The sequence below is a fragment of the Candidatus Edwardsbacteria bacterium genome, from assembly GCA_018821925.1.
Classification (GTDB): domain Bacteria; phylum Edwardsbacteria; class AC1; order AC1; family EtOH8; genus UBA2226.
Window position 1 is genome coordinate 1 of the sequence record JAHJLF010000071.1, and the last position, 19835, is coordinate 19835.

Genomic DNA, 19835 nt, shown 5'->3' on the forward strand with positions numbered 1-19835 from the left:
AGGCGTTCTTTCATACCAAACTCCTTTAATTTATTGTTATACCGGGAGTTTAGCATGGGTTAATAGGGCTTGTCAATTAAAATCTGGTGAGTAAAGGGAATAAGCATTTTCCTTTATTTACTGGGGCCAGGGTACCGATTCCATATATTACTCCACCGGCAATAGAACTCTTTTAAATGCAGGGCACGATCAAGGCGTATCAATAGGCGAGTTAAACAAGGATGGCTGGCTGGATATTGTTTTTAGCAACAATGGCGATAACTATATCGATAATTCATATATCTACTGGGGGAGTTCTTCTGGCTTTTCTGATGCCAATAGGACCTTACTGCCTACCCTTGGTGCCCGGGGGAATACCATCGTTGATCTAGACCGGGACGGGGACGATGATATAGTTATTGCGAACTGGTATAATGATGTAACCCACGACATTCCGTCGTATATTTACTGGGGGCCGAATTTTCTAATCTCTGAAAGGACAGAATTGCAGGGGCATGGCGCTGTTGGCCCACTGGTCGGGAAGTTTATTAAAGGTTCTTCGGATCTGCAGGTGCTTTTGACGAACGGCATACAGGGGCCAGGGTTTTCCGGAACAACCGTAAATACAAACACTTACCTTTTCAGCATAGATCATAACAGGAATGTTACTCTATTGGATTCTATGCCATCGGTATATGCGCATCTTTCGACCAAGGATAACGGTAATGCCCACAACCGCTCAAAATCGGAAACCTATGGTTCCTCGGTTTTCGGGAACGGCACAGACACTTATGAGTGGGGTAGCTGTTCCTGGGTGGCAACCGTCCCTGAGAGCACCTCGGTAGAGTTTTCAATGAGAACCGGCAGCACAGCTGTGCCGGATGAAATCAACTGGAGCGGATGGAACCCGGTGGCCAAGTCCGGTTCAAAGGCCAGTGCCCCAACTGCAAAATACGCCCAATACCAGCTGACCTATAATTCCAACAGTTTCTTTGAAGCCCCGGTGGTTGATGAGGTATCGCTTAATTATCTGGTGTCATCCGGGACTACCGAAAATGAAACTACGGCTAACAGATTTGATGTGAAAATCACATCCAACATTAGCGGTATAAAAATATCATACAATTTGTCTATAGAATCCCCGGTGGACATTGCTGTTTACAATATTGAAGGCCGGTTGGTCAAGAGAATTTTCAGCGGAGAGCAGAAGTCGGGGCAATACAATCTTTCCTGGAACGGGTTGAATGCAAATAACGCCAAGGTTTCCTCCGGCGTCTATCTCTGCCGGGCTAAATTCGGTTCCAAAATTTATAATAATAAGATCGTATTTGTCAAATAAGCAATATTGATTTTTCTGAATATCGGGCATGTAGCATACATGCCCGATATTTTGTTATTGACCTGATTTATGTGTGCATGTTATACTAACTGCAATACGTTATATGAGGAGCCGACAAATGGGCCATCCTGAATGGGGCAAAGTATATGGCGCCAAACTGGAGCTGGGAGAACTGATAGATCACGCATATTCCCATAAGCCATATCTTCTGGAAATATGGAATAGTGGCCCCAAAAAAATATTGGAGATCGGCGTGGGGGGCGGGTCAACCTCGATATTTCTCTCGTATCTGGGAATAGAAACCCATGCCATAGACAACGACCCCAATGTGATAAAGAAATCCCAAGAGAATAACGACAACCTGAAGGGCGGGTTGAAAATAAAGGAAGGCGACGCTTTTAAACTGCCTTATGAGGATGACAGTTTCGATATTATCTGTCACCAGGGGTTTTTTGAGCATTTTGAGAATAATGATATTCAGAAGCTTATAAAAGAACAATTGAGGGTTGCCAGTAGGATTGTTTTCAGCGTCCCGACAAAGTTCTACCTTTCCAATGCCTTGGGGGAAAGGCTGTTGACCAAAGAGCAATGGGAATCTATATTAAAGGATTTTAAGATTTCAAAAAGCAGCTACTACGGGCGTCCCCGCAATGAAACACTTATAAAGCGAGCTATGGCAGCTGTCGGCTGGAAAAATATTTATTATTATGCCGTTATCGACAGATAAAGAACCGAGATGAACAGCAATATAAAAAAGATCATTAAGAGCGTATTGGGAATTGCGATAATTCTGGGTATTGCCTATTTTCTAACCAAGGTGATAGTTGTCAATTGGAGCTCTTTGAAGCAAAGCTACCTGGAATTGAACTATTGGTTATTACTGTTATCGTTGCTTCCATTAGCCCTATCTTTCTATCTGGGGATTTCCGCCTGGCGCTATATTCTTAAGTGCTTGGGGTGTGAAATAAAATGGACTAAAGCATTTTGGACGGTATCGGGCTCGCACCTGGCAAAATTCATTCCGGGACATGTCCTGGCCCTTGGCGGCAGGATATGGCTTTGCAGCCGGGAAAAAATACCAGAATCGGTTTCTGCTGCGGGAATAATAATAGAAATGATCGTTCAACTGGCGGCATCGATTTTTGTATTTTCCCTTAGCCTGTCATACTATAACACCCATCTTTCTCCGACCATCTTCCTGGCGAGCGGGTTGTTGTTCATATCTCTTATGGGCATAGTCCACCCCAAGATACTGCCCCGGGTATGGAAGTATGTTCCCAAAATGGGGAAAGTAGTCAAAACCGATATCTCATACAGGTATCAAAGTATAATTTCGCTGTTAGTCATTTATATAATTGCCTGGATTCTTCAGGGCATCTCCGTGTTTATTTTAATCAAATCACTTTATCCTGGAATAGGGACAAGCGGTTTGATGCCGGCCATCGGGGCTTATGGAGGGGCTTATGCCTTGGGCTTTGTGAGTATTGTTACTCCAGGAGGTTTGGGCGTAAGGGAAGGAATTTTAAGCTTCCTGCTTAAGTTTTACATTCCGGCACCGGTGGCGGTCATCGTTGCAGTACTCTCTCGACTTTGTTTTACGTTGTTTGATGTTCTGATGACATTATTTTCTTTGAAATTTAAAAATTTAGAGGTAAAACTTGAAGAGGGTTAAAAAAACAACATCAGTTCCTGTAAAAGGCCAGATAAAATCGGAAACCGGGAAAGATTTTTTTGCCAATAATAGACTGGTAATTGCAATCTACCTCATTTTGGGCCTGGTTGTGTTCAATAGGTCCCTGTTCTCCGATTGCATGATATTCGGCTCGGATTTTGTCTCCGGTGCCTATATGACCTATAAATTTATCTTTGACAGCGTAAAAAATTACGGACAATTCCCCTTATGGTACCCTGGCCTTTATGGCGGGGCTCCGGTGGTTGATGCTGTAGTTTACGGGCACTCGTTTTACCCAATTTCCTTGATTTTGCAAAAAGTATTAGCACCGAATATTCTCAATGCCTGGTACTATTTTATCCATGTCTGCCTGGCCGGGTTCGGGACCTATCTATTCCTGCGCAATCTCAGGTTCTCCGGCACGGCCTCATTTTTGTCCGGCATCGCTTATATGTTCACCGGGGCCATGGTCAGCCTGATCTATGCCGGGCATGACGGAAAGATCATCGTATCCAGCCTGCTACCGTGGCTGTTGCTGTTCATAGATAGGTCAATAGTTTCAGATGCCTGGAAAAAATGGCTGTTGTGGTCGCTATGCTCGGCGCTAGTGATAGGATTGGCCCTGCTTTCCCCCCATGTGCAGATGACCTATTACCTGCTGATAGTTGGATTTTTCTATGCCCTGGCCAGATTGTATTCCAGATATAAGAATGGTCTGCCGCTTAAAAAAGTATTATCGTCCGGCCTGATCAGGGGCGCGATAATCCTGGTTTTCGGTTTCTCCTTGTATGCCGTGCAGGCCATTCCTTTGAACCATTACTTGGAATTCTCCCCCCGGGGACAGGATAAGGGATACCAGTTCGCCACGTCGTATTCCATGCCGCCGGAGGAGATAGTCAATATCGTCTGGCCGGAGTTCTCCGGCATGATAGACAAGAACTCCGAGCAGGGACCCACTCACTGGTACTGGGGGCGGAGGGATCTTAAGCTTCATACAGAATTCCTCGGTGTCATTCCGTTCTTGCTGGCAATGCTAGGGCTGTTATATAGCAGGAGAAAGAAGCTGAAGATATTTTTCCTCTGCCTGGGGGGCTTTGCTTTAATTGTAGCCTTTGGCGGGTTCACTCCGCTGTATTACCTGATCTATTATCTTATCCCGGGCATGGCCAAATTCCGCAGCCCGGCCATGATATTCAATGTATTTTCCTTTGCCACTGTGGTTTTAATGGCTATGGGCATCCAGGCCCTGATGAACGGAGAGTATAAGGAGAAAATAAGCAATGGGCTGTTGATAATACTGGGAATTGTTCTGCTTTTCGGCACCATATTCTCTGCGGCTAAGGACGGAATGACCTCCATGCTCTCCGCTTTTGCCGCCAAGGGCTGGGGAGCGCAGGCCCTGTGGCAAAGCTTTCCAGAGATGGCCAGGGGATTCTGGATGGCCTATGCTTTCCTGGCTGCCGGCGCGATACTTACGGTTCTGCTGGCCAGGAAACGTCTCACCTTCAAGTGGTGGTCAATTATGATCGCTTTGCTGATCTTCCTGGAGCTGTGGAGGGTGGATGCGAAATTCATCAAGATAGTAGCCGGCCCGGAGGAATATTTTGCCAAGGATGAGGTGGTCCGGACCCTGGAAAAAGACGATAGTATCTACCGGACCTGGCCCCTGCAGGTTCACCAGCAGGGCAACTACCTGTCATTGTTCGGCGTGCAGACGGTAGGGGGGGAGCATCCCAACCCCTTAAAACGATACAGCGAGTTTGTGGGAACCGATTCCAAAAGACTGCTACCGGACTTTCATAATCTCTTTCAGGCGCCGGCATTCCTCAACATCCTTAACGTCAAATATCTTCTGATGCAGCAGCCGGTGAACCATCCCAGCTTTGTGCTGGCCGATTCCTGCTATAACGGCCGGGTTAAGATCTTTAAAAATCAGACTGTTCTTCCCAGGGCTTGGATAGTGGGTCGTTATGAAAATATAGCCCAGGGCAGCGGCATCCTGGAAAGAATGAAACAACCGGATTTCGACCCCTCGAAATCAGTCATATTAGAGGAGAATCTGGCTGATTTTATCCCCTCGGAAAATGTGGCGGGCCAGGTGATCATTGATTCCTACCAGCCCAATCGGGTGCTGATGACCGCCGAGTCTGACAAGCCCGGCATCCTGGTCTTCAGCGACAATCATTACCCTGCCTGGCAGGCTTTTGTCGACGGGGTTCCGGCCAAGGTGTTCCGGGCCAATTACACCTTCCGGGCGGTTCCGATCCCGGAGGGGAAACACCGGGTGGAGTTCAAATATCATTCAAAATATTTCATATTAGGGTTAACAATCAGCATAATTTCTGCTATAATCATTTTATCCGGTATCATTGTATTAGCGATCATAGGGAGAAGAAAATGAATTGTCTGGTGATCGTCCCGACCTATAACGAAAAAGGGAACATATCCCCTATTATTGATCAGATTTTGTCCGTTGATCCGATCATCAATGTGCTGATCATTGACGACAATTCCCCCGACGGCACCGGGCAGATGGTAGATGACATCTCGTCCAAGAATTCCAGGGTCAATGTGATCCACCGGCCGGGCAAGATGGGCCTGGGCACCGCCTATGTGACCGGCTTCAAGTGGGCGCTGGAACACAAGTACGATTTGATCTGCGAGATGGATGCCGACTTCTCCCATCCGCCCAAAACCTTGGCGGTCTTCCTGGAGAAGATCAAGGAATACGATCTGGTGATCGGCTCCCGCTACCTGAACGGAGTGAACGTGGTCAACTGGCCCCTTAAGAGGCTGCTACTGTCCTACTTTGCCAATATATATGCCCGGATCATTACCGGAGTGCCGGTGCGGGACCTGACCAGCGGATTCAAATGCTATCGCCGCCGGGTGCTGGAAGCCATCAATTTGGACCGGATAAAATCCAACGGCTATGCCTTCCAGATAGAGATGCATTTCAACGCCTATTACAAGAAATTCAAGGTGGTGGAGGTGCCCATCATCTTCGAAGAACGCAAGGTCGGGCAATCCAAGATGTCCAAGAAGATCATTTACGAAGCCGCCTGGATGGTGTGGCGCCTTCAGTTAATAAGGCTGCTGGGCCGGTTATAATCAACCAAACATTTAAACAATGTTTTAGAGACGGAAATATTCGTCTCTATTTTCTTTAGGGGTGAAAATGATGGAACTAAGCGTAATTATCGTCAACCGGAACGTCAGGGAATTGCTCAGGCAGTGCCTGCATTCCCTCTATGCCGAGTGGTCATCGACGGATAAAAATCTGGAAGTGATAGTAGTGGACAACGCCTCCAGCGACGGCAGCGCCGAAACAATATCCGTCGATTTTCCCGATGTCAAATTAATCAAGAACCTTGATAATCTCGGCTTTGGGCGAGCCTGCAATCAGGGGATGGCTGTATCCTCCGGGCGTTACCTCATGATTCTCAATCCCGATACCGTTATAAAAAAGGGCCTATTCAAAAGCTTGATAAAATTCCTGGATGGTAATCTCCGGGCGGGCCTGGCCGGCCCAAAGGTGCTAAATGAGGATGGCAGTCTTCAACCGACCTTTCGCCGGTTCCCCACATATTCAAATATAATCTTCGCCCGGAAATCTCCCGTGTCATCAATCTGGCCGGGCAACCCCGGTTCCAAAAAATACCTGCAACAGGAGATCCCGTTGGACCGTCCCTGTCGGGTGGAGGCCCTGGGCGGGGTCTGCATAATTCTGAGACGGGAGATGTTGAAAGAGGTCGGCAACTTCGATGAAAATATATTCATGTATCTGGAGGATACCGACCTGTGCTACCGGGCTCATTTGAAGGGTTGGGAGAGCTGGGTGGTGCCGCAGGCCGAGCTGATCCATTATTGGGGGAAGAGCACCGAGCTGGAAAAAAAGAAAATGGCCGAGGAACACCGCCGATCACTTTATTATTATTTTGGGAAACATCATGCTCCGTCGTTCATCCTGAGAGCGTATTTGAGGGTCGGGCTGTTTTTACACAAACTTAGTGACGGAGATTAGTTACAACCCGTATTCACCAGCGAGAATATCCGGGGTTACCTGAAGGTGCTGAAGCTGTTAGGCCGGGCCATGGGCAGGGAATCAGTCCGTAGGCACTTGAAACAGGCCGTTTCACTCGGCCAGGTGAGGAATGTTTTCCATAGCGCCGTGGAGTAGGATATAAATTCCAAAATAAAAGGGGATCAGCTGTAAGGCCGTTCCCCTTCTTATTTGCTTGCAAAATCATCAAAATTGTGTTAAATTTGCTTGGATAAGTGTTTAAATTTTAAGAATGTTATAAGATATTATGTACGGAAAGATACTGACACAATTGTTCGGCAGCAAGTATGAACGGGATGCCAAAAAACTCCAGCCCAGGATCGATGAGATCAATCGGTATTTCGAGGAATATAAAAGCCTCTCCGAAACCGAGCTTCAGGGCAAGACAGCCCAGTTCAAAACCAGGATCGCTGAGGAACGCCAGCAGGGGCGGGAAGACCAGGAGATTCTGAACGACCTGCTGCCCGATGCCTTTGCCGTGGTCAAGGAGGTCTGCCGCCGCCATACGGGGAAAAGCTGGACGGTAGTGGGAATGGAACTTCCCTGGGAGATGGTGCCCTTCGATGTCCAACTGCTGGGGGGCATAGTCCTGCACCAGGGCAAGATCGCGGAGATGGCCACCGGCGAAGGGAAGACCCTGGTGGCCACCATGCCGGTCTACCTTAATGCCCTGACCGGGCGCGGGGTCCATGTGGTGACGGTCAACAACTACCTGGCCCGGCGCGACAGCCAGTGGATGGGCCAGATCTACCGATACCTGGGATTGACGGTGGGCTGCTTGGACGACACCGAGCCCGGTACCCCGGAGCGCAGGGACGCCTACCAGTGCGACATCGTCTACGGCACCAACAACGAATACGGCTTCGATTATCTGCGGGACAACATGTCCGGCAGCCTGGAGCAGTGCGTTCAGCGGGAGCATTACTACGCCATCATCGACGAGGTGGACTCCATCCTGGTCGACGAGGCCCGCACCCCGCTGATCATATCCGGGCCGGTGGAGCACTCCACCCACCGTTACGATCAATTGAAGAGGCCGGTGGAGCGCCTGGTGGAGAGCCAGATACTGCTGGTCAACCGGATCACCGCCGAGGCCGAAAAACTGCTGAGCGAGGGCGAGGAATACCAGGCCGGCATCAAGCTGCTGCAGGCCTACCGGGGCGGGCCCAAGAACAAGAAACTCTCCAAGCTGCTGCAGGACGGCAAGAACAAAAGGCTGATGCAGGAGGTGGAGAACGACTTCATCCGCGACAAGAAGATGTGGGAGCTGGACGAGCCCCTGTTCTATTCCATAGACGAGAAATCCCACGTGGTGGACCTGACCGAGAAAGGCCGCCAGACCATTTCGCCCAAGGAGCCTGAGCTGTTCATCATCCCCGACATGTCCGAGGAGATGCACCGGATCAACAGCGACGATTCTCTGAGCGAAGCCCAGAAGGCCGAGGCCCGGATCAAGCTGGAGCAGACCTTCTCCGAGCGGTCGGAGAAGAACCAGAACATCGGGCAATTGTTGCGGGCTTTCTCTTTGTTCGAGAAGGACGTGGAGTATGTGGTCAGCGACGGCAAGGTGCTGATCGTGGATGAGTTTACCGGGCGGATACTTGCCGGACGGAGGTACTCCGACGGCCTGCATCAGGCCATTGAGGCCAAGGAGAACGTGTTTATCGAGCGGGAGACCCAGACCCTGGCCACCGTCACCATCCAGAACTATTTCCGGATGTACGCCAAGCTGGCCGGAATGACCGGTACCGCCGAGACCGAGGCCTCGGAATTTTTCGAGATATACAAGCTGGACGTGGCGGTGGTGCCCACCAACAAGCCCATCCGGCGATCCGACTACGACGATGTGATCTACCGCACCCGCCGGGAAAAATACAACGCCGTCATCGACGAGATAGAGGAGATGAATAAGACCGGCCGGCCGGTGCTGGTGGGCACGGTGTCGGTGGAGGCGTCGGAGACCCTGTCCCGGATGCTGACCCGCAAGGGCATCAATCATAAAGTTCTCAATGCCAAGCACCACCAGAAAGAGGCTGAGATCGTCACCAATGCCGGGCAGCCCAACGCGGTGACCATCGCCACCAACATGGCCGGGCGCGGCACCGACATCAAACTGGGTCCGGGGGTGGTCAAAAGCTCGCACTGCCGCTTGGTAAGCCAGGACGACTCTACGGAGCAATGCCCCCATTACGAAACGCTAAAGTGCCGGGAGAAGGTTCCCTGCGGCCTGCACATCATCGGTACCGAGCGGCACGAGTCGCGCCGCATAGACCGCCAGCTGAGAGGCCGGGCCGGCCGGCAGGGAGATCCCGGGTCCTCCCGCTTCTTCCTGACATTGGAGGACGATCTGATGCGGCTGTTCGGGTCGGAGCGCATCGCCGGGGTGATGGAGAAGCTGGGGGCCGAGGAAGGCGAGGTGCTCACCCATCCCCTGCTGACCCGCCAGATCGGTGTCGCCCAGAAACGGGTGGAGGGACATAATTTCGACATCCGGAAGCACCTGTTGGAATACGACGATATCATGAACCGGCAGCGCGAGGCCATCTATCAGATAAGGCACGAGGCCCTGACCGACGACAATCTGCAGGATAAAATAAACGAGATGATGGACCGGGTGGTGGATGCCATCCTGGCCGGCAATACAAATGAAAAGGAGTATCCCGAGAACTGGAACTGGGCCGGCATTAAGGATGATCTGCGGAGACATTTTTTGATGGATCTTTCGGTCTCCGAAGATCAATATCACGGGATGACCATAACTTCGCTGGAGAAATATCTCCAGGAAGCGGTCAGGGAGAGATACAAGCAGAAGGAGGAAAGCCTGGGCTCCGAACTGATGAGGAGGCTGGAGCACTTCGCCCTGTTGCAGACCATCGACGAGAAATGGCGGGAGCATTTGAGCAACCTGGACGCCATCAAGGAGGGCATCGGCCTGCGGGCTTACGGGCAGAAGGATCCCCTGATCGAGTACAAGAAGGAAAGTTACGCCATGTTCATGGAGCTGAACGATACCATCGACTCGGCCACCATCGAACTGCTGTTCAAGGCCCACCCGGTCAACGTGGCGCCGCCCCGGGCCAGGCCGGTGGCCATGACCGCCTTCAAGCCGGAATTGGCCGCGCCAACGGCGGCCGGGCCGATCGAGGATGGCAGTCAGGCGCCAGCAACACGGAGAATGATCCCCCGCGACGAAGAAGGCCGGCCCAAACAGGCCCCGGTGGTCAAGTCCGGCCCAGATGTGGGGCGCAATGATCCCTGCCCCTGCGGCAGCGGGAAGAAATACAAAAAATGCTGCGGAGTGGGGAAATAGCGGCACACTGATTCGACTGATTTTCATGGATTCACACGGACATATTTTTATTAGGATTAGGAATTGATGAACGAGATACCAATAAGGGCCTATGGTGCGGTAATGGTTTTAATTAAAAAAGTCAAAGGCGAAAGCCGGTTCCTTTTATTGCAAAGAAAATATGAGCCAGTGGGTTCCTGGTGTTATGTGGCAGGTGGAATTGAGGCAAATGAAAAGGCCTATGAAGCTGCTATTAGGGAGGCTCGGGAAGAAACCGGTTTGGATATCAAGGATCTTTATTCAGCTAGCCTATGCGAACAGTTCTATGAGATAAGAAAGGACTCAATTTGGATAGCCCCAGTTTTCGTGGGGTTCGTCGATGTTGACGCCGACGTTATTCTAAATGACGAGCATAGTCAGTATAAATGGTGTACCATTGATGAATGTATGGCCCTTCTTACGTTTAGAGGACAAAAAAACATAGTCGAAGGAATTAATCAGGATTTCGTTTTGAAAGCCCCAACCCCTTTGCTGAAGATACAATTATAGCAATTTTTATAAAATCAAAAATTCCCATTTCAGTAAATCTTGAAAGGTTAGATATATGGTACCACCAGAAGATAATCAAAAAGACGCAGGGCAGTTCAATGCCTGGCTTACCAACCTGGCCCCCAAACCGCCGCCCCGTCCGGCCGTGCCGGGACAGGCTCCGGCGGCCCCCAGGGCTCCGATAGGAAAGCCCGCCGGCATGCCCAGCCCCGACGGTTTGCTGGGCGCCGGTCTGGACGACGAGTTGGATGATATTTTCGGCAAGATTGTGACCGCCGATGCTCCAGCAGCGGCCGCACCTCCGGCCATGCCCAAGCCGGTTCCGCCGCCTCCGCCGCAACAAATGGCGCCCCGGCCGCCAGCACCTCCGGCCGCCAATATACCGCAACCGCCGCCCAGGATGCCTATCCAGGAAGCCCCGGCCCCTCCGCCGCAGCAAACGGTGCCCAGGCCTGCTGCTCCACCGGCCTTCAATATACCTCAGCCGCCGCCTGTTCAGCCGGCTGTGCCAACCGCTCCAGCCCAGGCTGCTTCTCAGTCGACCTATAAGCAGATCGAAGCCGCGGTCAACGAGGTCCGCCAGGAGATGCAGGACAAGATCGATCAGCTCGAGTTGAAGCACCACAGCGAGATCCAGGGCGCGGTGTCCCGGGCCCAGTCGGAGATGCAGGCCCAGCGCCAGAACGACGTTCAGAACGCCACGGCCCAGGGGCGGGTGGAGGTGCAGGCCAAGATACAGGAGATACAGCTCAAATATCAGGAGCAGAGGCAGAAATGGGAGAAGGTCCTCAAGGATCTGCGGGACCGGAACGAGGAACTGACCGCCAGGAACCATGAACTGGAGGAGCAGCTCTCCCAGCTTCGGGAGCGCCAGCGGACGCTGATCCAGGAGTACGCCGGAATCAGCGCCCCGCAGGCAGCCCCGGTGTCCCCGATCCAGATAGATGAGCCCGGGGGTCCGGAGATCGTATTCCCCGGCGAAGAACCTCAATCGGCCATCCCCGAAATAAGTATAGAGATGCCTGAGGCTATTGCCGGAGAACAAGAGTCGGCCGAGGCTGACCAGGCCATCAGGGCCAGGAACGAGAATACCCTCAGCGAGGCCGATGACCTGCTGGCCGAGCTGGACGCCCTGGAGAACGATATGAAGAACCTGGGCGAGGACAACTAAAGCAATGCCGGAACTGCCGGAGGTTGAAACGGTCCGAAGGGACCTTACCCGGAGCGTTGCCGGAAAGCGGATCAAACAGATTGAGATACTAAACCCCGGCTCCCTGAAAGGCGCCACAGCGAAAAAATTCATCCGTGAAATTACGGGGAGAATCTTTGTTCGGTTCGGCAGAAGGGGCAAACACCTGATCCTCCACCTGGATACCGGGCAGGCTTTGGTGGTCCATCTGAAAATGACCGGAGTGTTGCAGTATCAGGCAAAAGGTGATTCTCTGCCCAAGGCGGCCAGAATCATCTTTTACTTTAGCGGCGGCAGGAGGCTGGTGTTCTCAGATCAGCGGAAGTTCGGATCCATCGAATTGGTTAAAGATGTCGGTAGTATTCCGTCCCTCCAAAAGATGGGCCCGGAGCCGCTGGAGAAGGGATTCACTCCCGGGGCATTGAAGGAGCGGCTGGGCGAGCGCAGGGGGCCGATAAAACCGATGCTGCTGGACCAGACCATCGTGGCCGGACTGGGAAACATCTACGCCGCGGAAGCTCTGCACCGGGCAGGCATTGCTCCCCAGCGCCCGGCCAACAAGCTGACCGGTCCGGAACTGAAGAAACTGCATCGGGCCATCGTTCAGGTACTCAAGGAGGCCATTGCCGCCCGGGGAAGTTCAGTAGACACCTACCGCGATGGGCAGGGCAAGAAGGGCTGGTTCCAGGTGAAGCACCGGGTGTATGGCAAGCAGGGAAACAAATGCCGAAGATGCGGAGGGACCATCGCCAAGGAGATCTTCCGGGGCCGGGGGACATATTGGTGCCCCAAATGCCAGCGATAGACAATAGATTATAGTGAACAGATAATAGGGAAAAGGAGCATCAAATGAAAAAAGTCATTATTGTCCTATTTGTTATAATCCCATCGCTAATTTATGCAAAAACAAGCTATCAAGAGATGCAATTAAAATATAAAGGCATTGAATTTGATATTAAAGTTGAGGATAAAATTTATGTAAAGCAAGACACGGTAAATATAATTTATGCAATCAAAAATAAATCAGGAAGCAGTATTTGGATATGTGATGATAAGATTCAAGGTGATAATGCTTGTGGTGTGTATTTTAGCGATAAAGACTTAAACATATATCTTGGTTTAGGTGGCAATAGATATGTTGAATTTAGAAACATTCCGAAATATATTGAAATAAATAAAGGTAAAAGTCATAACACCTCTTTTTCAATATCTTGTAATCAAATAGCAGAGAGCTATACTAGTAAACACAGCATTAAAGAATATAGTATATATGATTTTCCAATATCAGCTAATATCGCATTATTTGAAGGTGATATAATAAGGAAATTAAAAATGAATTATATAACGCAATTTGATAAGGGCTCTGGTTTTTTAAAAAGCGATGTTGAAATAATTGATTATGAATTTAATATTAAACGAATTAATATATCTGGCATCAATGTGCGGATTGATTTAAAGTAATGTTGCTTTATTAATTAATAAAAAATAATGCAATTAAGAGTAAAAGCACTTATGAAAATTGGATTGATTTCCGATACCCACGATAATCTGGAGGCCTGCCAGAAGGCCTGCGAGGCGTTCTTCGATGAGGACGTCAAGCTGGTGCTGCATGCCGGGGATTTCGTGGCGCCGTTCATCGTTCCGGTGTTTGCCAAGGCCAGGCTCAAACTAATAGCAGTTTACGGCAACAACGACGGAGAGAAGGTCTATCTTAAAGAACGCTTCGAGGAGGCCGGGTTCGAACTGCACAACGGTCCCTACGAATTGAAAATTGAAGAGCGGAGCATCTGCATGATGCACGAACCGCGCTGTTTGGAAAGCCTGATCAAGGCCGGCACCTACGACCTGATCCTCTATGGACACACCCACAAGGTGGATATCTCCGAGGAGGGAACCCTGGTGATCAACCCTGGCGAGGCCTGCGGGTACCTATCCGGCAAATCCACCTGCGCGGTGGTGGAGCTGGACGATATGAGCGGCCGGATCATCGAGCTATGATATGCCACCGAGACACAGAGGCGCAGAGCAGATCGTGGGGTTAAACGACAAAGAGAAAAAACTGGCAGCATTACTAAGAGGCTACGGCAGTGTCATGGTTGCCTATTCCGGCGGGATCGACAGCACCTTTCTGGCGGTGATGGCCAAAAAGGTCTTGGGTGAAAATCATCTGGCGATGACAGCGGTCTCGGCGATACGGTCAGAGAATGAAACGAAGACCGCCCGGACGATCGCCAAGAGGTTCAAGCTGAATCATCTGGTTATAAAAACCGATGAGCTTAAAAATAAAATATTTCTATCAAATCCAGCCGACAGGTGTTATTACTGTAAGAGCATACTTTGGCGAGAGATGAAAAAGATCGCCCGGGCAAAAGATATAACGACCATCATCGAAGGCAGCACCGCGGATGATCTAAAGGAATACCGTCCGGGAAAGGCAGCCTCTATCAAATGCGGCATCAGAAGTCCTCTGGCCGAGGCCGGACTGACCAAAACAGAGATCAGGTCGCTGGCCAAAAAAATGGGACTGCCCAACTGGAACGCTCCGTCAAATTCCTGCCTGGCTACTCGAATTCCCTATGGCAGGACAATAAAAGTTTCAGAACTTAGGAGGATAGGAAGCTCCGAAACTTTTTTAAAAAAGATAGGCTTCGGTAACCTGAGGGTAAGGCATCACGGATATCTGGCCAGGATCGAAGTCCCGGCGGAAGAAATTCCTGCGATGATAAAAAGATCGTCAAACATTGTTAAGAAACTGAAAGGCCTGGGTTATAAGTTCGTAACACTCGACCTGGCCGGTTATCAAAAGGGGTGTTACGATGACGGAAAGAAAAATGCAAAAAGAAAAAATAACTGAACTGTTGAAAAAATTCAAGGCCGGCAGGATCTCCCAGGAGGATGTTCTTAAGGCCCTGACATCCCTGCCTTATCAGGATATCGGCATCGCCAATATTGACACCCACCGGGCTTTGCGCCGGGGGATGCCCGAAGTGATCTTCTGCCAGGGCAAGACTCCTCAGCAGGCGGCCATGATCTTCCAGAAGATGCAGGGCCTGGTGATGGCCACCAGGGCCGATGCATTACACTATAAAGCGGTCAAAAAGCTTTGCCCGGGGGCGGTCTACCATCCCCAGGCCAGGATCATTACCAATGCCAAGGTCAAGCAAACAAAGAGCGGCGACTATGCCGCGGTCATTACCGCCGGGACCTCCGACATCCCGGTGGCCGAGGAGGCGGCTCTGACCGCCGAGATCTTCGGGTTTCGGGTGGTCAGGATGTGGGATGTGGGGGTGGCCGGGCTGCACCGCCTGCTGGATAAGATGGATGTCCTGCAGGAGGCCAAGGTGATCATAGCCGCGGCGGGAATGGAGGGCGCCCTGCCCAGCGTGGTGGGCGGTTTGGTGAGCTGTCCGGTGATCGCCGTGCCCACCAGCGTGGGATACGGGGCCAGCTTCGGCGGGATAACCGCCCTGCTGGCCATGCTCAACAGCTGTTCGCCGGGGGTTTCGGTGGTCAACATCGATAACGGCTTCGGGGCCGGGTATCTGGCGGCCGCCATTCTGAAAGGCTGCAAGAAGTGAGAACAGTATTTTTTGACTGCCCCACCGGGGCCTCGGGCAATATGATCCTGGCGTCATTGATCGACGCCGGGGCCGATAAAAAAAAGATCGGTCGGGAACTGAAAAGAATACCGGTGTCCGGCTGGGATATCCGTCTCAAACAGGTCATTAAACAGGGGGTGGGCGGACTTCATTTGGAGGTAAAATACCGGGAACAGCCGGAGCGCAATCTTTCCCAGCTCACAGCCCTGATAAAAAGGGCCAAATTCAAGCCGCCTGCAGAAAAAAGGATCATAGAGGTATTTTCATTGTTAGCCAGAGCCGAAGCCAGGGTGCATCGGACAACTGTTGACAAGATACACTTCCACGAGGTGGGTGCCATCGACAGCATCATCGACATCGCCGGGACCATGCTGGCCCTGGACGATCTGGGCATCGATAAAATATATTGTTCACCGCTCAACATCGGGAAGGGAACGGTCAAATGCCGACACGGCATCCTTGCGGTGCCGGCCCCGGCCACAGCCCTGCTACTGAAGAAAGCTAAAATATACCAGAACGAACTGACCGGCGAACTGGTGACCCCTACCGGAGCGCTGTTGATGACATATCTGGCGGATTCTTTTGGCCCGATGCCGGCCATGTCATTGGAAACGATAGGCCACGGCGCCGGCACCATGGATCTTCCGGTGCCCAATATCCTGCGGGCGATGGTGGGCGATATGGCCGATACTGCATCCGGTATGGAAAAGATGGTACTGCTGGAGACCAATATTGACGATATGAATCCCCAGATATACGGTCATGTAATGGATCTGCTTTTCCAGGCCGGCGCCGCCGATGTTTATTTTACGCCAATCCAGATGAAGAAGAACCGCCCGGCAGTGATGCTTTCGGCCCTGGTCTCTCCGCCCCAGGAAAAGAAGGCGGTGGACATCATCATGCGGGAGACCACCACTTTGGGCATCCGCCGGATGCTGATCGATCGTTTTGTCCTTCCCCGGAAGACGATCAAAGTCAGGACCGAATACGGCATCATCGAAGGCAAGGTGGCGGAACTGCCCGACGGAGAAAAGAAGTTCCAGCCGGAATACGATGCCTGCCTGTCGGCGGCCCAAAAACATAAAGCGCCCTTGCGGAAAATATTCAGCGCTACGATGGCGGCATACGAAAAATCCGGAAAGTAAGATATGCCATGGATATAAATATAAAACGGATAATAGTGAAGCCCCGGCTTCCCAAGGTCATCTGGGATTTTTTCATGATAACCCTGGGGGCGGCTTTTATGGCCTTGTCTTACGACCTGTTCCTGGTGCCACACAAGATCGTGGCCGGCGGGGCGGCCGGCCTGGCGGTGATATTCTACTATCTGTTCAAACTGCCGGTGGGCACCATGATCTTTGTGATCAACATTCCGCTGTTTGTCTGGGGGCTTAGGGAGTTCGGCAAGAAATTCGGGTTTCGCACTATCTATGCGGTTTTCATGACAGCGTTTCTGACCGACTTTTTCCAGGTCACTTTTCAACTTAAGGCCGCCACCCAGAACACCATTTTGGCCTCCATCTACGGCGCGGTGCTGCTGGGTGTGGGGCTGGGGCTGGCCTTCCGGCACCAGGCCACCACCGGCGGTTCGGACATCGTGGCCCAGATCCTGGCCAAGCACACCAATTTCACCCCGGGCATGGGGATCATGATAGTCGATTTCTTCATCATCGCCCTGGCCGGGCTGACCTTCCGGCAGGTGGACCTGGCCCTGCTGGGCTTCACCACCCTGTACATCTCGGGCCGGATCCTGGACGTGATCCTGGAGGGCCCCTCGTACAACAAGGCGGCCTACATCATCTCCGACCATTACGAACTGATTCGCGGCGAGGTGGTGCTGGGCATGGACCGGGGCGGCACCATGTGGGTGGGCAAGGGCTTCTACAAGGGCACCGAGCGGACTATTCTGTTCTGCGTGGTCAGCCGCAAGGAGCTGGCCCAGCTCAGGGAGATCGTGAAAGCCCTGGATCCCAAGGCTTTCATGGTGGTGACCGATGCCAGGGAGGTGCTGGGCCACGGCTTTACGCCATGGAACAAGGTGGAGAGTTCCGGAGGCTGAGGATAAATAACCGCGAAGACGCAAAGCGCGCAAAGAAAATTTACTTGGAAAGTGAGAATCAGTTCATGAAAAAGAAAAAATACTTCGAGATAAAGGACGTCAAATTCCGCAAGGCCAAATCCTCGGACAAGGCCACGGTGTTTGATTTCTGCCACAAGACCTTCGGTCGCTGGGGCGATTACATCCCCGAGGTTTGGGACCAGTGGCTGAAGGACAAAAAGGGTATGTTCTTCGTGGCCGAACTGCACGGCACCGCCATCGGGCTGGGCAAGATCACCGAACACCGACCGGGGGAACTATGGCTGGAAGGGCTGCGGGTGGACCCCACTTTCCGGGGGCACGGCATCGGCCGGGCCATCCAGGATTTCACCTGGGTAAAGGCCCTGTCGTTCAAACCAAAGTTCATCCGCTATGCCACCGGCTCGTACAACAAGATCTCCATCCACCTGGGGAAATCCAAGGGCATGAAGATCATCGGCAATTTCGACGAGATGTGGTGCAAGGTGCTAAAAGCCGAGGAGACAAAACTGGTGCCGGCCCGGCCCGGCGACCTGCCGGATATCATGACCTTTCTGAAAAAGGACAGCCGGTATAAATTATGGAAGGGCTTTTATCTGGAGGGCTGGAAAGCCCTGACTTTTGACCAGGCATTATTGCTCAGGCTGATCAAAGGGAAACGGGTTTATGTCTATTTCGATAGGCAGGGGCTGTCTGGGGTGATCATGCTGATCCAGTCCAAGGACAAGAAGTATGTGACTTTCAGTAACGCCGTAGCCAGGGATATAAAAACATTGAAGTTGATATTAAAAGAGGCCCGCAAGTTGGCCGGCATGCTGGGGGGACAGAAGCCGGAGATGGTGTTCCCGCGGAATCCCTGGTACAAGAAGGTCATCAAGGGCACCGGCTGGCGGCACGATCTGCCGATCTGGATGGTGCTGCTAGAGTGGAGGAGTAAGTGATCTTTCAGAGCAATTTCAACAGCGGGTTTTAAGTACCTGTCTGTTCTTTCTTGTCGCCAAGAAAGAACCAAAGAAGCGCTGGGGGCTTTGGAACTCACATAGGTTGTTCTGACCAAAGTAATAAAGATCAAAATATATTTGTGGATTATCCACTGTCCGTGGCGTCCATCCGTCAAAGCCCCCAGACCCCAAGACCCCAGTCCCCAAGACCCCAGTCCCCTCCTTATTCAAGGAGGGGATTAAGGGGGTGGTCAATTAAAAACAAAACATGACAAGATAAAGGACAATATAAAATGAAGACAATTCTTACCGGGGACCGGCCGACCGGCCCCCTGCACATAGGGCATTATTTCGGGTCATTGAAGGAACGGGTGGCACTACAGGATCAGTACCGCACCTTCATTCTGATCGCCGACGCCCAGGCCCTGACCGACAATTTCGAAAACCCCCAAAAGGTCCACGATAACATCATCGAGGTGACCCTGGATTACCTGGCGGCCGGGATAGACCCCGAAAAGGCCACCATCGTCATTCAGTCCAAGATGCCGGCCATCGCCGACCTGACCATATTCTTCATGAACCTGGTGACCGTGGCCCGGGTGGGCCGCAACCCCACCGTCAAAGAAGAGATCAAGCAGAAGGGGTTCGGTGAATCTTTGCCCTTCGGTTTCTATGCCTATCCGGTCTCGCAGGCGGCGGACATCCTGGCCTTCAACGCCGACCTGGTGCCGGTGGGGGAGGACCAGGTTCCGATGATCGAAATGACCCGGGAGATCGCCCGCGATTTCAACCGGATCTATGGGCCGGTGTTCGTGGAGCCCGAGGCCAAGGTGGGCGCATTCGGCCGGATCAAGGGATTTGACGGCAACGCCAAGATGAGTAAGTCGCTGAACAATTCCATCGAGATCAAGGACAGCGCGGATGAGACCGCCAAGAAGATCATGAGCGCCTACACTGATCCCACCAGGGCCCGCAAGGACGATCCCGGGCACCCGGACGGCTGCATGGTCTACGCCTATCACCAGATATTTACCCCGGGCTACGCTGCGATAAAAGAGGAATGTTTGAAGGGCGGGCGGGGCTGCGTGGTCTGCAAGAAGGAACTGATAGCCAATATGAACGACTATTTTGCCTCCAT

Annotated in this window: 18 protein-coding genes and 1 pseudogene; all 19 read left to right on the top strand. The window is 51.8% G+C overall.

The genetic code is table 11. From position 1 onward, the window contains the following. Window positions 1–115: 115 nt before the first annotated feature. Window positions 116–400, top strand: a pseudogene (locus KJ869_08520) (VCBS repeat-containing protein). A 432-nt stretch (window positions 401–832) separates the two neighbouring features. After that, window positions 833–1318: a T9SS type A sorting domain-containing protein gene (locus KJ869_08525; protein MBU1577237.1), complete on the top strand. Its 486-nt coding sequence runs from the start codon at window positions 833–835 to the stop codon at window positions 1316–1318. 118 nt (window positions 1319–1436) lie between these two features. Further along, a complete protein-coding gene (locus KJ869_08530; GenBank protein MBU1577238.1) occupies window positions 1437–2045 on the top strand; it encodes a class I SAM-dependent methyltransferase in 609 nt (202 codons plus the stop codon). 9 nt (window positions 2046–2054) lie between these two features. Then, entirely contained in the window at window positions 2055–2990 is a 936-nt protein-coding gene (locus KJ869_08535; protein MBU1577239.1) for a flippase-like domain-containing protein, read from the top strand. A 310-nt stretch (window positions 2991–3300) separates the two neighbouring features. After that, window positions 3301–5391: a YfhO family protein gene (locus KJ869_08540; GenBank protein ID MBU1577240.1), complete on the top strand. Its 2091-nt coding sequence runs from the start codon at window positions 3301–3303 to the stop codon at window positions 5389–5391. Next, window positions 5388–6101, top strand: a complete 714-nt coding sequence (locus tag KJ869_08545) for a polyprenol monophosphomannose synthase (GenBank protein ID MBU1577241.1) — start codon at window positions 5388–5390, stop codon at window positions 6099–6101. Before KJ869_08540 ends, KJ869_08545 begins: the two co-directional genes overlap by 4 nt. Before the next feature lie 67 nt (window positions 6102–6168). After that, a complete protein-coding gene (locus tag KJ869_08550) occupies window positions 6169–7014 on the top strand; it encodes a glycosyltransferase family 2 protein (GenBank protein MBU1577242.1) in 846 nt (281 codons plus the stop codon). A gap of 286 nt (window positions 7015–7300) precedes the next feature. Then, entirely contained in the window at window positions 7301–10363 is a 3063-nt protein-coding gene (gene secA, locus KJ869_08555) for a preprotein translocase subunit SecA (protein ID MBU1577243.1), read from the top strand. A 66-nt stretch (window positions 10364–10429) separates the two neighbouring features. After that, window positions 10430–10891: an NUDIX domain-containing protein gene (locus KJ869_08560; protein MBU1577244.1), complete on the top strand. Its 462-nt coding sequence runs from the start codon at window positions 10430–10432 to the stop codon at window positions 10889–10891. Window positions 10892–10946: 55 nt separating this feature from the next. After that, window positions 10947–12062: a hypothetical protein gene (locus KJ869_08565; protein ID MBU1577245.1), complete on the top strand. Its 1116-nt coding sequence runs from the start codon at window positions 10947–10949 to the stop codon at window positions 12060–12062. A 4-nt stretch (window positions 12063–12066) separates the two neighbouring features. Then, window positions 12067–12885, top strand: coding sequence for a bifunctional DNA-formamidopyrimidine glycosylase/DNA-(apurinic or apyrimidinic site) lyase (gene mutM, locus KJ869_08570; protein ID MBU1577246.1), 819 nt, complete (start codon window positions 12067–12069; stop codon window positions 12883–12885). A 44-nt stretch (window positions 12886–12929) separates the two neighbouring features. Further along, window positions 12930–13541, top strand: coding sequence for a hypothetical protein (locus tag KJ869_08575; GenBank protein ID MBU1577247.1), 612 nt, complete (start codon window positions 12930–12932; stop codon window positions 13539–13541). Between the two features lie 51 nt (window positions 13542–13592). Next, a complete protein-coding gene (locus tag KJ869_08580) occupies window positions 13593–14078 on the top strand; it encodes a metallophosphoesterase (protein ID MBU1577248.1) in 486 nt (161 codons plus the stop codon). A gap of 1 nt (window position 14079) precedes the next feature. Continuing rightward, window positions 14080–14934 carry an ATP-dependent sacrificial sulfur transferase LarE gene (gene larE, locus KJ869_08585; GenBank protein ID MBU1577249.1) on the top strand — a complete coding sequence of 285 codons (855 nt, stop codon included), beginning with the start codon at window positions 14080–14082 and terminating at the stop codon, window positions 14932–14934. Further along, window positions 14912–15658 (top strand): nickel pincer cofactor biosynthesis protein LarB, encoded by a 747-nt coding sequence (gene larB, locus KJ869_08590; protein MBU1577250.1) that lies wholly within the window; start codon window positions 14912–14914, stop codon window positions 15656–15658. Before larE ends, larB begins: the two co-directional genes overlap by 23 nt. Beyond that, window positions 15655–16824 (top strand): nickel pincer cofactor biosynthesis protein LarC, encoded by a 1170-nt coding sequence (larC, locus tag KJ869_08595; protein ID MBU1577251.1) that lies wholly within the window; start codon window positions 15655–15657, stop codon window positions 16822–16824. The genes larB and larC overlap by 4 nt, the downstream gene beginning before the upstream one ends. An 8-nt stretch (window positions 16825–16832) precedes the next feature. Further along, entirely contained in the window at window positions 16833–17738 is a 906-nt protein-coding gene (locus tag KJ869_08600; protein MBU1577252.1) for a YitT family protein, read from the top strand. A gap of 65 nt (window positions 17739–17803) precedes the next feature. Then, entirely contained in the window at window positions 17804–18697 is an 894-nt protein-coding gene (locus KJ869_08605) for a GNAT family N-acetyltransferase (GenBank protein ID MBU1577253.1), read from the top strand. A gap of 293 nt (window positions 18698–18990) precedes the next feature. Then, a partial coding sequence (gene trpS / locus KJ869_08610; GenBank protein ID MBU1577254.1) for a tryptophan--tRNA ligase occupies window positions 18991–19835 on the top strand: 845 nt, incomplete at its 3' end.

Bases quoted from the DNA above. Each gene is read 5' to 3' on its own strand.
- KJ869_08525 (MBU1577237.1), top strand. From the start codon at position 833: ATGAGAACCGGCAGCACAGCTGTGCCGGATGAAATCAACTGGAGCGGA.
- KJ869_08530 (MBU1577238.1), top strand. From the start codon at position 1,437: ATGGGCCATCCTGAATGGGGCAAAGTATATGGCGCCAAACTGGAGCTG.
- KJ869_08535 (MBU1577239.1), top strand. From the start codon at position 2,055: ATGAACAGCAATATAAAAAAGATCATTAAGAGCGTATTGGGAATTGCG.
- KJ869_08545 (MBU1577241.1), top strand. From the start codon at position 5,388: ATGAATTGTCTGGTGATCGTCCCGACCTATAACGAAAAAGGGAACATA.
- KJ869_08550 (MBU1577242.1), top strand. From the start codon at position 6,169: ATGATGGAACTAAGCGTAATTATCGTCAACCGGAACGTCAGGGAATTG.
- secA (MBU1577243.1), top strand. From the start codon at position 7,301: ATGTACGGAAAGATACTGACACAATTGTTCGGCAGCAAGTATGAACGG.
- KJ869_08560 (MBU1577244.1), top strand. From the start codon at position 10,430: ATGAACGAGATACCAATAAGGGCCTATGGTGCGGTAATGGTTTTAATT.
- KJ869_08565 (MBU1577245.1), top strand. From the start codon at position 10,947: ATGGTACCACCAGAAGATAATCAAAAAGACGCAGGGCAGTTCAATGCC.
- mutM (MBU1577246.1), top strand. From the start codon at position 12,067: ATGCCGGAACTGCCGGAGGTTGAAACGGTCCGAAGGGACCTTACCCGG.
- KJ869_08575 (MBU1577247.1), top strand. From the start codon at position 12,930: ATGAAAAAAGTCATTATTGTCCTATTTGTTATAATCCCATCGCTAATT.
- KJ869_08580 (MBU1577248.1), top strand. From the start codon at position 13,593: ATGAAAATTGGATTGATTTCCGATACCCACGATAATCTGGAGGCCTGC.
- larE (MBU1577249.1), top strand. From the start codon at position 14,080: ATGCCACCGAGACACAGAGGCGCAGAGCAGATCGTGGGGTTAAACGAC.
- larB (MBU1577250.1), top strand. From the start codon at position 14,912: ATGCAAAAAGAAAAAATAACTGAACTGTTGAAAAAATTCAAGGCCGGC.
- KJ869_08600 (MBU1577252.1), top strand. From the start codon at position 16,833: ATGGATATAAATATAAAACGGATAATAGTGAAGCCCCGGCTTCCCAAG.
- KJ869_08605 (MBU1577253.1), top strand. From the start codon at position 17,804: ATGAAAAAGAAAAAATACTTCGAGATAAAGGACGTCAAATTCCGCAAG.